Source organism: Klebsiella sp. C349492, from assembly GCF_042055345.1.
Taxonomy (GTDB): Bacteria; Pseudomonadota; Gammaproteobacteria; order Enterobacterales; family Enterobacteriaceae; genus Klebsiella; species Klebsiella scottii.
In genome coordinates, this window is record NZ_JANQCE010000002.1 from 1,003,767 (window position 1) to 1,015,609 (window position 11,843).

Below are 11,843 nucleotides of genomic sequence, written 5' to 3' on the forward strand. Positions count from 1 at the left end.
TCCTAATAACCAGCGGCTGAGCCGTTGCTGCGCGGATCGGATGCCCCTTCAAACAGGCCATTCGGATGACGGACGATGGCGCCGGCGTGGCCCATAGCCTCGCTGAAATCGTCCAGCACTTCGACCTCATGCCCCAGCGCCCGCAGGCGGGCAACGCTCTGCGGCGTAAAGCGGCCTTCCAGCTTCAGCGAGTCTGAGGTTTGTCCCCATGTCCGCCCCAGCAGCCAGCGCGGCCGGGAAATGCTCTCCTGCAGCGGCACCCCCTGCAGGATATAGCGGGTAAATAGGGCGGCCTGAGTTTGCGGCTGGCCGTCGCCGCCCATCGAACCATAAACCATCACCCGGCCGTCGCTGAGGCGGGCCGCCGCCGGGTTAAGGGTGTGGAACGGCTGCTTGCCGGGAGCCAGCGCCAGCAGGTGCTGCGGATCGAGGCTGAACGAGGCGCCGCGGTTCTGCCAGACAATCCCGCTCTCCGGCAGCACGACGCCGCTGCCGAACTCATGGTAGATGCTTTGAATAAAGGAGACCGCCAGCCCGCTGCCGTCCATGACCCCCATCCACACGGTATCGCCGGGACCTTTGCCGGCGCCCCACGGGGCGGCCTGCCGGTCGCTGACCTGCCCGGCCAGCGCCTGCAGCGCCGCCGGTTCCAGCAGACTTTGAATATCGACATCAAGGTGACGCGGGTCGGTGATATGGGCGTCGCGCAGGCTAAAGGCCAGCTTGGTCGCCTCGACGATGCGGTGGACGGTCAGGGCCTCATCGGCCTCGGTCATCGCCAGGCGATCGGTAATGCCGAGAATCGCCAGCGACACCAGCCCCTGGGTCGGCGGCGCCAGGTTCCACAGCTCGCCGTGCTGATGCGTAAGTTTTAGCGGCGCAGGGCGGCGGGCGCGGTGCTGCCGAAGGTCGTCGAGGGTGATGGGCAGTCCGTACTGCGCCATGCCCTCGGCCAGGGTTTCAGCCAGCGGGCCGCGATAGAAGCTATCCAACCCCTCATCGACCAGCCGTCTGAGGGTGTTGGCCAGCGCCGGTTGGCGAAAACGGCTGCCGGCGACCGGCGGCCGGCCGTCGACCAGAAAGGTCCCGGCAAATCCCGGCAGCGAGCGGAGTTCATCAAGCTTGCCGGCGGTGGCGCTGGCCTGGGATTCGGTGACCGGAATACCGTTGCTGGCGTAGCCGATAGCATCTTCCAGCAGACGCGCCAGCGGCAGCGCTTTTCCGCTCAGGGAGCGCGACACCTGGAGCGCTTCGTCCCAGCCGCTGACGGTGCCGGCGACGGTCAGCGCGGCGCGCGGGCCGCGGTGCGGGATCTGCTGCAGGTCGGAATAGGCGCTCAGCGTTGCTCCCGAACCCGCCGCACCGCTGGCGTCTATCGCTATCGGTTCCCCTTCCGGCGGCACGATAAGCCAGAAGCCGTCGCCGCCGAGCCCGTTCATATGGGGATAAACTACGGCGATGGTGGCCGCCGCGGCGACCATCGCTTCTATTGCGCTTCCGCCTTCGCGCAGAACGGCAAGCGCGCTTTGGCTGGCCAGGTGATGGGGGGCGACCGCCATCCCCCGGGTGGATACATGACTGTGCATTCGTTGTCCTCGTGACGCGATGTATTCTCTCAGAGTGCAAAAGCCGTTCCACTTCTGAACCCAAAGTTTCATTCCCGGCCGCCGACGCTTTTTGCCGGACTGGCACGCATCGTGAAAGGAAGGGTATTCAACGTCATGCGCGCCGCAGGCCGGGCATAAATAGCGACAACAGCGCGAGACGCATCGCCAGCGCATAGGCAAGGTGGAGTATGACGGGTATAGTTTGATGAAACAAAAGTTACAGGGGCCTTATGCAACAGCTTGATGAACGACTGAAAGGGCAGTACGCCGCCCTGTCGCCCCAGGAGCAGCGGGTGGCGGATTTTATTTTCGATCACTTCGATGACCTGATTAGCTATAACAGCGCCGAGCTGGCGCAGCTTAGCGGGGTGTCGAAAGCGACGGTGAGCCGCCTGTTCAAGCGGCTAGGGTATGAGAAGTATAAGGATATGCGCGATGAGCTGCGCACCCTGCGGCAGAGCGGGATGCCGTTGACCGATAACCGCGACGCGGTGCAGGGAAACACGCTGCTGGCGCGGCATTATAAGCAGGAGATGGCCAATCTGACGCAGTGGGTCAATGCGCTCGACGCGCGCCAGTTTGCCGAAGCGATTAACGCTATGGTGACCGCCGAACGGGTGGTCATCGTCGGCATGCGCAACGCCTATCCTGCGGCGCTACACCTGCGCCAGCAGCTGCTGCAGGCGCGCGGTCAGGTGCAGGTGCTGCCGCAGCCGGGGCAAAGCTTAAGCGAGGAGCTGGTGGATCTGTCGGCCAGAGATGTGGTGGTGGTGATGGCCTTTCGCCGCCGCCCGCGGCTTATTCGTCCGCTGCTGCAGCAGCTCCAGGCCAGCGGCGTTCCGGTGCTGCTGATGTGCGAGCCGCAGGCGCACGGCCTGTTTCCGCTGGCCCGCTGGCAGCTCTGCGCGCCGCTCGATAGCGTCTCGGCCTACGATAGCTATGCGTCGGTCAACAGCCTGATCAACCTGCTGGCTAACGCGTTTTTGCATGAGATCCTCGATAAAGGTCGCCCGCGCATTCACGAAATCGCCACCCTTTATCAGCAGCTGGACGAGCTCGAGCAGCGATAATGGGGCGTCAGCGTGGTGCTTTGCATTATTTTAGTGCGAATTTCCGACGGTGAGAGAGGGCGATATTTCCCCGCATTCTCTCTCTCTTCCTTGTTTCATAGCTATTTAATGGTGCTTTCCGCGTCGGCGCCGGCGTCGCAAAGACCTGGCACATTAGTTGCAAAAGTTTATTTAAAGAATCTTTTGTTTCATACTAACGTAACGGGTAAACATCATGAAAAAACTGTTGATCGCACTGGCCGGGGCCGCCTGTCTGTTCACGCAAATTAGCGCGGCCAAAGCCGACCAGCTGCAGGATATTGAAAAGCGCGGCGTTATCCGTATCGCGGTGCCGCAGGATTTCCCGCCGTTTGGCTCGGTGGGTACCGATCTTCAGCCCCAGGGCTATGACATCGATATGGCGCGCTACCTGGCGAAGCAGATGAAGCTCAGGCTGCAGCTGGTGCCGGTGACCAGCGCCAACCGGGTGCCTTACCTGCAAACCGATAAAGTGGATCTGGTTATCTCCAGCCTCGGCAAGAATGCGGAGCGCGAGAAGGTGATTGATTTCAGCCGCGCCTACGCGCCGTTCTTCCTCGGCGTCTTCGGGCCGAAGGGGCAGGAGCTGAAGGATGCGGCGGCGCTGAGCGGTAAAACCGTCGGCGTTACCCGCGGCGCGGTGGAGGATATGGTGCTGAGCGAGCTGGCGCCAAAAGAGGCGCAGATCAAGCGCTACGAGGATAACAACACCACGCTGTCAGCCTACCTCTCCGGGCAGGTGCAGTACCTGGCGACCGGTAACCTCGTGGTGGCGGCTATCTCCCGGCAAAATGCGCAGAAGGCGCCGGTAGCGAGCTTTATGCTGAAAGATTCGCCGTGCTTTATCGGTCTGAAAAAGAACGAGCCGGCGCTGAAGGAGAAGGTGGACGCGCTGATTGAGCAAGGGGTTAAGGACGGCACGCTCAACGCGCTGTCGCAGCAGTGGCTGAAGGCGCCGCTGCCCGCAGGCTTTGGCGCATAAGGTCCCGGCATGACGGAACAACTTCATTTTTCCGAACTCTGGCCGCACTGGCCAGAGCTGCTGGCAGGGCTGTGGGTGACCGTTCAGCTGACGGTGCTGGCGACGGCGGGCGGCTTAGCGATAGGCATTTTCGGTGCCGCGATCCGCAGCGGGCGTCCGACGTGGTTTAGCCGCATCTGGGGCGGCTACGTGGAGCTGATTCGCAATACGCCGTTCGTGGTCCAGCTGTTTTTTATCGTCTTTGGCCTGCCCAATTTAGGGTTGAAGATGACCGCCGGCGAGGCCGCGCTGCTGGCGATGGTGGTCAACCTCGGGGCTTACAGTACCGAAATCGTGCGCGCCGGGATTCAGGTTACCCCCAAGGGGCAGTGGGAGGCCGGGCGCGTGCTGGGGCTTAGCCGCACGCAGACCTTTATTCAGGTGGTTCTGCCGCCGGCGCTGCAGCGGATTTATCCGGCGCTGGTGAGCCAGTGCATCATCGTGATGCTGGGATCGTCGGTGGTTTCGCAGGTTTCGTATGAGGAGCTGACCTTCGCGGCGAACCTGATCCAGTCGCGAACCTTCCTCAGCTTTGAGGTCTATCTGGTCACCACGGGGATCTACCTGGTGCTGTCGATAACAATGCGTCAGCTGCTGATGGCGGCGGGGCGAAAATGGCTGGGAGTACAGGCATGATGGCCACCTTTACCGACTGGGACATTATCCGCAATCTGCTGCTGGCCGGGCGCTGGACGGTGCTGCTGTCGCTGGTGGCGTTTCTCGGCGGAGCGCTGGTGACGCTGCCGCTGCTGCTGCTGCGTTTGACCGGCGGGCGCCAGATCAAGCGGCTGATCCGCGGCTACGTCGAGCTGTTCCAGGGAACGCCGCTGTTAATGCAGCTGTTTTTGGCCTTCTTCGGCGTGGCGCTGTTTGGTATCGACGTCTCGCCGTGGACCGCCGCATCGCTGGCGCTGACCTGCTATACCAGCGCCTTTTTGCTCGATATCTGGTTTGGCAGCCTGCGCGCCTTACCGAAAGGACAGTGGGAGGCGTCGCGCTGCCTCGGGCTGAGCTTCACCCAGACGCTGTGCCGGGTTATTGCGCCGCAGGCGCTGCGTATCGCCATCGCCCCGACGGTGGGCTTCGCGGTCCAGGTGGTGAAAGGCACCGCCCTGGCGTCGATTATCGGCTTCGTCGAGCTGACCAAAGCCGGCACGATGCTGACCAACGTCACCTACCAGCCGTTTAAGGTCTTTGCGCTGGTGGCGCTGGGCTACTTTATTCTGTGCTACCCGCTGTCACGCTACAGCCGCTATCTGGAGAACAAATTCAATGCCTCTCATCACCATTAATCAGATGCAGAAGTACTACGGCGACAACCACGTGCTCAAAGGCGTCGATCTGGATATCGATATGGGCGAGGTGATCTCGATTATCGGCCGCAGCGGGTCGGGGAAAAGCACGCTGCTGCGCTGCATCAACGGCCTGGAAGGGTATCAGGACGGCAGCATTAAGCTCGGCGGGATGACCATTACCGACCGCGATTCGCAGGCCCGCGAAATCAGCCGCTCCATCGGGATGGTGTTCCAGAACTTTAATCTGTTCCCGCACATGACGGCGCTGGAAAACGTGATGCTGGCCCCGCGACGGGTGCTGAAAAAGAGCGCCGCCGAATGTCGCGAGCTGGCCCGTCAGATGCTGGAAAAAGTGGGGCTCGGCGACCGGCTGGACTACTATCCGGCCAATCTTTCCGGCGGCCAGCAGCAGCGGGTGGCGATTGCCCGGGCGCTGGCGATGTCGCCGAAGGTTCTGCTCTGCGACGAGATAACCTCGGCGCTGGACCCCGAGCTGGTTGGCGAAGTGCTCAAGGTCCTTGAGCAGCTGGCGGCCGAAGGGATGACGCTGATCCTCGTGACCCATGAAATGAATTTTGCCCGTGAAGTGGGCGACCGCGTGGTGTTTATGCATCAGGGACGCGTCTGGGAGCAGGGCGACAGCAAAACGCTGTTCGCCAACCCGCAGACTCACGAACTGAAGCAGTTTATCTCCTCCGTGCGTGGCCTGAATTAAGAGCCTGGCCGTTAGGCTATGTTATTCAGCATTTTGAACCTGGGCAGTGCGCAAAATCCTCACGTACTACGTGTACGCTCCGGTTTTTCCGCGCTGTTCGTGTTCAAACTGCCTTCAACAATTGCGCCTACCGGGATAGGCACACTAAGGAATCTAAGATGGATATCGCTCAATTTTCTCCAGTCAACCCGCCGCCGCGTATGCTGATGGGGCCGGGACCGATCAACGCCGACCCGCGCGTGCTGCGCGCCATGTCGAGCCAGCTTATCGGCCAGTATGACCCGGCGATGACTCACTATATGAACGAAGTGATGGCCCTGTATCGCGGCGTGTTTCGCACCGATAACCGCTGGACGATGCTGGTGGACGGGACTTCGCGCGCGGGAATTGAAGCGATTCTGGTCTCCGCCATCCGCCCCGGCGACAGGGTGCTGGTGCCGGTATTTGGCCGCTTTGGCCACCTGCTGTGTGAAATCGCCCGCCGCTGCCGCGCCGAGGTTCATACCATTGAGGTGCCCTGGGGAGAGGTCTTCAGCCCGCAGCAGATTGAGGACGCCATCCGCCGCGTACGCCCGCGCCTGCTGTTAACGGTGCAGGGCGACACCTCCACCACCATGCTGCAGCCGCTGGCCGAGCTGGGCGAAATCTGCCGCCGCTACGACGTGCTGTTCTATACCGATGCGACCGCTTCGCTGGGCGGTAACGCCCTCGAAAGCGACGCGTGGGGGCTGGATGCGGTATCGGCGGGGATGCAGAAGTGTCTTGGCGGCCCGTCCGGGACCTCGCCCGTCACCCTGAGCGCGCGGATGGAGGAGGCTATTCGTCGCCGCAAGTGCGTAGAAGAGGGGATTCGCACCGACGCCCATCTCGACGGCGTTGATGAGGCGATCTACTCCAACTACTTCGATCTCGGCATGATCATGGATTACTGGGGGCCGGAGCGCCTGAATCACCATACCGAGGCCACCTCGGCGCTGTTCGCCGCCCGCGAATGCGCCCGCCTGATCCTTGAGGAGGGGCTGGATAACGGCATTGCCCGGCATAAGCTGCACGGCGATGCGCTGCTGAAGGGGATCCAGGCGATGGGGCTGGAGATCTTCGGCGACCTGCGGCACAAGATGAACAATGTGCTGGGGGTGGTTATTCCGCAGGGGATCAACGGCGACCAGCTGCGTAAAATCATGCTCGACGATTTCGCCATCGAGATCGGCACCTCGTTCGGCCCGCTGCACGGCAAGGTATGGCGTATCGGCACGATGGGCTATAACGCGCGCAAAGATTGCGTGATGACCACCCTCAGCGCTCTGGAGTCAGTGCTGAACCACCTCAAATTTGCCACCACTCAGGGCGCCGCCATGCAGGCGGCATGGGACCACTACCGCAGCGAGAGTCCGCAATGAGCCAACCGGTACGCCAGCAGGCGGAGTGGGCGCAGGCCGCGGCGCGGGTGATGGCGCGGGCCGATGAGCTGGCCGCGATCAGCGAAACCGCTGATGCGCTGACCCGGGTTTATCTTTCACCGCAGCATCTGCAGGCCAACCAGCAGGTCGCACGCTGGATGACCGAGGCCGGGATGCGCGTCTGGCAGGATAGCGTCGGCAATATTTGCGGGCGCTACGAAGGGGAGCAGGCAGGGGCCGCGGCCATTCTGTTAGGTTCGCATCTCGATACCGTGCGCAACGCCGGGCGCTACGACGGCATGCTGGGGGTGCTGACGGCGATTGAGGTAGTACAAAGCCTCTATCAGCAGGGGCGACGGCCGGCGCGGGCGATTGAAATTGTCGGCTTCTGCGATGAGGAAGGGACGCGTTTCGGCATTACTCTGCTCGGCAGCCGGGGTTTGACCGGCACCTGGCCCGAGGGCTGGCTGGCGCAGACCGATGCCGAAGGCACCAGCGTGGCGCAGGCGATGACGCAGGTCGGGCTCGATCCGACGCGGGTCGCGCTCGCCGCCCGCCGGGTGGAGGAGATTGCCGCCTACCTGGAGCTGCATATCGAGCAGGGGCCGTGCCTCGAACAGGAGGGGCTGGCGCTGGGCGTGGTTGAGGCGATCAACGGCGCGCGCCGCCTGAACTGTCGCTTTCGCGGAGAGGCGGGCCACGCGGGGACGGTACCGATGATCCACCGCCGGGATGCGCTGGCCGCCGCCGCCGAATGGATGACGCTGATTGAGAGCCGAACCCGGCAGCAGGGGGGCAACCTCGTGGCCACGGTAGGCACCCTGCACTGCGCGCCGGGGGCGGTCAACGTGATCCCCGGCGAGGTGACGCTGAGCCTTGATATTCGCGGCCCGCACGAGGGGCCGTTAGAGGCGCTGCTGGACACGCTGCTCGACGATGCGCGGACGATTGCCGACCGCCGGGGCCTGCAGTTTGGCTCCGAGGAGTTCTACCGGATTGCGGCCACCGCCTGCGATGAGCGGCTGCAGAAGGTGCTGAGTACCGCAGTCTGCCGGGTGCAGGATCGTTCCCTGTCGCTGCCGAGCGGCGCCGGGCACGACGCCATCGCGATGGCTGAACGCTGGCCGGTAGGGATGCTGTTTGTCCGCTGCAAAGGCGGCGTCAGCCATCATCCGGCGGAGTCGGTGACGGCGGCGGACGTTGCCCTGGCGATCGCGGCGTTTAGCCAGGTAACCCTGGCGCTGAGCGATATTACCTGATGTTTCCCTCCCGTTTTGGGAGGGAAAAGTCGGGGGGATTTGTAAAAAAACTAGCACTAAATGCTAAAAATGCCGCAGGCGATCGCTATACCATCCGCGGCACTGACCTCGTCGCCACGGATTGGTAGTCAGTTGGAAAAATTCCGCGGGGTCAGTCCACTCTCTTAGTCCACCTTTTATACCCACTTCGTGCCGCTTATTTACGCTCCCGCTATGCGGGTTTTTGATGCGCCGAATCTCATCGGGCTGGTATGCTGCGTTTTGAGAGAGACAACGTTGTTTGAGAGACACGCCGATGCCTGATTTACAAAAACATTTGCCTCCCAAGGCCCCGCTGGCCACTTCCCCGGGTAACCTGCTTCCCACGCTATTCGTGATTATCGCCGTATCGGCGTTATGCATTTTGATTTCCCAACCTTTAGGCCCCTGGAACGTGATATTTGCCAACTCCGGATTCTATATCGATCTGCTGGCCCTGCTGTTTCTGGTATTTATGCTGTGGAATTCTGCAAAAGTCAGAATGAGCCACGTGGCGGTTAACTGGGTGCGCTACGGGCTGCTGCTGTGGATCGCCGGCGGCACCTTCGATTTAATGGACGAGATTTTCGTCCAGCCGCGATGGATGGGCTACTACTGCGAAGATCTGCTGCGCCTGTCGGGCATGCTCCTGACCACTATCGGGATCTACAAAATTATCGATCGCATTAACATCCTCTACGTCGACGCGCGCTCGCAATCGCTTAAAGATGAATTAACCCAGCTGCCCAACCGGCGCTTTTTTATTGATACCATTCGCGAAAAGCAGGGCCACCAGCTAGCGCTGATGATTCTCGACATCGATTTCTTCAAGAAAATTAATGATACCTACGGTCACCTGGTGGGCGATGAGGTGCTGTTTGCGCTCGGCAAGCAGCTGGCAAAATTAACCAGCGATAAAATACAGCCGGCGAGGATTGGCGGCGAGGAGTTCGCCATTATCATCGACGGTATGTCGCCTGACGAGGTGCGCGGCCTGGCGCAGTCGATTCTGGAGAATGTCCGCACCATTTTGATTAATAGCGACTACCCGCTGTCGGTGAGTATCGGCGTCGGCATGCGCGGCCGCGATGAGCCTCAGGAAACGTTTATCAAGAAAGTGGATGAAGCGTTGTACAAGGCGAAAAATAACGGCCGCGGCCGGGTGGAGTGGGCCTGACGCGCGGCGGGAATTACGCCTGCTGCGCGCTGCGGCAGTGGCGACGATACTCTGAAGGGGAGCGCTCGGTGTAGCGTTTAAAGACCCGGCAAAAATAGTTGCTGTCGACGAAACCGCAGTTATGGGCGATCTCTTTGACCTTTAAATCATAGCCGCGCAGCAGCTTTTTGGCTTTTTCCAGCCGAACGCTGGTCAGATATTCGTTAAACCCGACGGAGCCCGATTTCTGGAATATATGCGAGAGGTAGTTGGGGGTAATATGGAAACGTTTCGCCACCGACTCCCGGGTTAAGGGCTGGCTGAGATTGTCCTCCAGAAAATCCTGGACGGCCAAAAACAGATCGCGGCTCCGGCTGACCCGCATCTCAAGCCCGACGAGCTGCTCAAGACAATGGCTTAATAGCGCCGACACCACCAGCCTGGCGGTGACCGGGTCCGGCTGAAGGCAGATTTCATTCAGCGCCAACAGCAGATACGATCCGACGCGCGGCCCAAGCCGGGCGACGTTTTGCTTCTCCGTGTGCAGCTGCTTGCCATCCCAGCGCTGGATGCAGAATCCCAGCTTTTGTCTGCCGAACAGGATGCTCAGCGTCGACGCCGGGCCGGTCCACTCCGGTAACGTCCATTTACCTGCCTGCACGTACAGCGCCTGCGATAGCCTTAGCTGGCTATCAGACAGCGGCAAACCGCGCTCTCTTAGCTCGCCGTCCAGCACAATTTCCAGCCGAGGGAAGGGCACTTTATAGGCCAGCTCAGGGACCGATACGTCCGGCTCAGGGAATCTGACCTGCAGCGTATCCTGCTGATTGACCAGGCGATGTAGAATTTCCGGCAGATCTGCAATCATCCTCTAAACCCCGAAAGATAGCTATTATCCTTTTGATTATAAACTATTTTATAAATAAATGACGCGGTTGGATCACCTTGCAGCGCGCCGGCTTCGCCGCGGACGGCAGCGGATGCGGAGATTTTGATGGCAATCACAGTTTGCTCCCCCGCGTACGGATATCCAGTTTTTCGTAGGATTAGCCTCATGTATTTCAGCCGGCCGCCGTTTAAAGTTTATTTCGTGTTATCGAAAGGTTAAAGGAAATAAATATGGAACATCAGTCTACCGTATATCTGGATGCGCTTGGCGCCAATATTGCGCTTACAGAAAAGATGAAAGAGGAGCTGAATACCCTCGGCTACACCGTGGTGCATGGCGTCGCCGACCCGCAATGGCTGGAGGCGATGCGGGACCTTATCGACGAGATTGTTGAGAAAGAGGGGGATAATCTCGCCATCGAACACCATCAGGAAGCGACGGCGACCCGTATTGCCAACCTGATTAACAAGGGCGTGATTTGGGAGAAAGTCTGGGCTCATCCGCTGATCCTCTCTGCCTGTCGGTATATTTTTCAGGGCGATTTTAAGATTTCCAGCCTCAACGCGCGGGAAGCGTTGCTCAACGGCGGCAGCCAGCCGCTGCATGCCGACTGGAAAAAGCCGCGACCGGATTTTCCGAAAGTACATCTGGTAAATACGATTTGGGCTATTGACGATTTAAGCGCCGAAAATGGCGCGCCGCGCATTATTCCCGGCACTCATCTGCGACCGGAGCTGCCGGAGGACGTGCTGGAGGACCCCGAGCTGCCGCATCCTGACGAGGTGGTGTTTGCCGCGCCAGCGGGAAGCGTGATGATTTATAACGCTCATACCTGGCACGGCGGCACCTGCAATCACATCGGCAGCAGAAGGCGCGTGCTGCACGGTCTCTATATCGACAGGCAAGATACGCCGCAGCAGGACCAGCAGCGCTGGCTCAGGCCTGAAACGGCAAGTCGTCTGACGCCGGCGCAAAAATGGTTGCTTGATGTGAAGTAGTCCAGCGAAGTAAGGGCGGTTCAGGGGAGCCGCCCTTTGCTGAAGGAAAGGTCAGGGAATATCCAGATAGACGACCGGTTTTTTCATGATGCACTTCACCGCCTCGATAACCTGCTGCGGCTGAAGTAAAAAAGTTTTGATGCTGGTTTTAATGGTCCGTACGCCGATAAACCGTTGCGCATCGTCGATTTCAATATCTGTCACCAGCAGCACCACGTCGGCGTGGGTAATTTCGTCAGGGGTAATCTTATTCTCAACGCCTAATGCGCCCTGGGTTTCAATTTTCATATGCCATTTTTCATGGTGAGCGACTTTGACCAGACGTTCCGCCGCCATATAGGTGTGCGCCACGCCGCTGACGCAGGCGGTCACCGCTACGATATTCAGTTCCATATTC

13 protein-coding genes are annotated in these 11,843 nt (G+C 60.4%); 9 read left to right on the forward strand and 4 right to left on the reverse strand.

Annotated elements, in window-relative coordinates; translation table 11 throughout:
• Positions 1-2 precede the first annotated feature (2 nt).
• Positions 3-1,586: an oxamate amidohydrolase gene (gene hpxW, locus NWP14_RS12400; protein WP_375215396.1), complete on the reverse strand. Its 1,584-nt coding sequence runs from the start codon at positions 1,584-1,586 to the stop codon at positions 3-5.
• A 251-nt stretch (positions 1,587-1,837) separates the two neighbouring features.
• Here hpxW and hpxU point away from each other — a divergent pair, with 251 nt between their 5' ends.
• The 8 genes from hpxU to NWP14_RS12440 all read left to right on the forward strand — a co-directional run bounded on the left by hpxU (position 1,838) and on the right by NWP14_RS12440 (position 9,580).
• The gene (gene hpxU / locus NWP14_RS12405) at positions 1,838-2,677 is read left to right on the forward strand and encodes a MurR/RpiR family transcriptional regulator HpxU (protein ID WP_095096126.1); all 840 of its coding nucleotides are present in this window, start codon (positions 1,838-1,840) and stop codon (positions 2,675-2,677) included.
• Between the two features lie 214 nt (positions 2,678-2,891).
• A complete protein-coding gene (locus NWP14_RS12410) occupies positions 2,892-3,677 on the forward strand; it encodes a transporter substrate-binding domain-containing protein (RefSeq protein ID WP_095096129.1) in 786 nt (261 codons plus the stop codon).
• Between the two features lie 9 nt (positions 3,678-3,686).
• The gene (locus tag NWP14_RS12415) at positions 3,687-4,352 is read left to right on the forward strand and encodes an amino acid ABC transporter permease (RefSeq protein WP_095096132.1); all 666 of its coding nucleotides are present in this window, start codon (positions 3,687-3,689) and stop codon (positions 4,350-4,352) included.
• Positions 4,352-5,008, forward strand: coding sequence for an amino acid ABC transporter permease (locus NWP14_RS12420; RefSeq protein WP_331835768.1), 657 nt, complete (start codon positions 4,352-4,354; stop codon positions 5,006-5,008). The genes NWP14_RS12415 and NWP14_RS12420 overlap by 1 nt, the downstream gene beginning before the upstream one ends.
• Positions 4,989-5,726, forward strand: coding sequence for an amino acid ABC transporter ATP-binding protein (locus NWP14_RS12425; protein WP_095096138.1), 738 nt, complete (start codon positions 4,989-4,991; stop codon positions 5,724-5,726). Before NWP14_RS12420 ends, NWP14_RS12425 begins: the two co-directional genes overlap by 20 nt.
• A 158-nt stretch (positions 5,727-5,884) precedes the next feature.
• Positions 5,885-7,126 carry a pyridoxal-phosphate-dependent aminotransferase family protein gene (locus NWP14_RS12430; RefSeq protein WP_375215397.1) on the forward strand — a complete coding sequence of 414 codons (1,242 nt, stop codon included), beginning with the start codon at positions 5,885-5,887 and terminating at the stop codon, positions 7,124-7,126.
• A complete protein-coding gene (gene hpxK, locus NWP14_RS12435; RefSeq protein ID WP_375215398.1) occupies positions 7,123-8,385 on the forward strand; it encodes an allantoate amidohydrolase in 1,263 nt (420 codons plus the stop codon). The genes NWP14_RS12430 and hpxK overlap by 4 nt, the downstream gene beginning before the upstream one ends.
• Before the next feature lie 295 nt (positions 8,386-8,680).
• Complete coding sequence (locus NWP14_RS12440; RefSeq protein ID WP_375215399.1) at positions 8,681-9,580, forward strand: GGDEF domain-containing protein; 900 nt, start codon at positions 8,681-8,683, stop codon at positions 9,578-9,580.
• A 13-nt stretch (positions 9,581-9,593) separates the two neighbouring features.
• Here NWP14_RS12440 and NWP14_RS12445 read toward each other — a convergent pair whose 3' ends face one another.
• Both NWP14_RS12445 and NWP14_RS12450 read right to left on the reverse strand, forming a co-directional pair.
• A complete protein-coding gene (locus NWP14_RS12445) occupies positions 9,594-10,427 on the reverse strand; it encodes a helix-turn-helix transcriptional regulator (RefSeq protein ID WP_095096149.1) in 834 nt (277 codons plus the stop codon).
• The gene (locus NWP14_RS12450; protein WP_157349074.1) at positions 10,424-10,564 is read right to left on the reverse strand and encodes a hypothetical protein; all 141 of its coding nucleotides are present in this window, start codon (positions 10,562-10,564) and stop codon (positions 10,424-10,426) included. Before NWP14_RS12450 ends, NWP14_RS12445 begins: the two co-directional genes overlap by 4 nt.
• 114 nt (positions 10,565-10,678) lie before the next feature.
• Here NWP14_RS12450 and NWP14_RS12455 point away from each other — a divergent pair, with 114 nt between their 5' ends.
• The gene (locus NWP14_RS12455; protein ID WP_375215400.1) at positions 10,679-11,446 is read left to right on the forward strand and encodes a phytanoyl-CoA dioxygenase family protein; all 768 of its coding nucleotides are present in this window, start codon (positions 10,679-10,681) and stop codon (positions 11,444-11,446) included.
• Positions 11,447-11,497: 51 nt separating this feature from the next.
• Here NWP14_RS12455 and NWP14_RS12460 read toward each other — a convergent pair whose 3' ends face one another.
• Entirely contained in the window at positions 11,498-11,839 is a 342-nt protein-coding gene (locus NWP14_RS12460; protein ID WP_095096154.1) for a PTS fructose-like transporter subunit IIB, read from the reverse strand.
• Positions 11,840-11,843 lie beyond the last annotated feature (4 nt).

Excerpts from the sequence above, each read along its gene's own strand:
- hpxW (WP_375215396.1), bottom strand. The coding sequence starts at position 1,586 with ATGCACAGTCATGTATCCACCCGGGGGATGGCGGTCGCCCCCCATCAC.
- hpxU (WP_095096126.1), top strand. The coding sequence starts at position 1,838 with ATGCAACAGCTTGATGAACGACTGAAAGGGCAGTACGCCGCCCTGTCG.
- NWP14_RS12410 (WP_095096129.1), top strand. The coding sequence starts at position 2,892 with ATGAAAAAACTGTTGATCGCACTGGCCGGGGCCGCCTGTCTGTTCACG.
- NWP14_RS12415 (WP_095096132.1), top strand. The coding sequence starts at position 3,687 with ATGACGGAACAACTTCATTTTTCCGAACTCTGGCCGCACTGGCCAGAG.
- NWP14_RS12420 (WP_331835768.1), top strand. The coding sequence starts at position 4,352 with ATGGCCACCTTTACCGACTGGGACATTATCCGCAATCTGCTGCTGGCC.
- NWP14_RS12425 (WP_095096138.1), top strand. The coding sequence starts at position 4,989 with ATGCCTCTCATCACCATTAATCAGATGCAGAAGTACTACGGCGACAAC.
- NWP14_RS12430 (WP_375215397.1), top strand. The coding sequence starts at position 5,885 with ATGGATATCGCTCAATTTTCTCCAGTCAACCCGCCGCCGCGTATGCTG.
- hpxK (WP_375215398.1), top strand. The coding sequence starts at position 7,123 with ATGAGCCAACCGGTACGCCAGCAGGCGGAGTGGGCGCAGGCCGCGGCG.
- NWP14_RS12440 (WP_375215399.1), top strand. The coding sequence starts at position 8,681 with ATGCCTGATTTACAAAAACATTTGCCTCCCAAGGCCCCGCTGGCCACT.
- NWP14_RS12445 (WP_095096149.1), bottom strand. The coding sequence starts at position 10,427 with ATGATTGCAGATCTGCCGGAAATTCTACATCGCCTGGTCAATCAGCAG.
- NWP14_RS12455 (WP_375215400.1), top strand. The coding sequence starts at position 10,679 with ATGGAACATCAGTCTACCGTATATCTGGATGCGCTTGGCGCCAATATT.
- NWP14_RS12460 (WP_095096154.1), bottom strand. The coding sequence starts at position 11,839 with ATGGAACTGAATATCGTAGCGGTGACCGCCTGCGTCAGCGGCGTGGCG.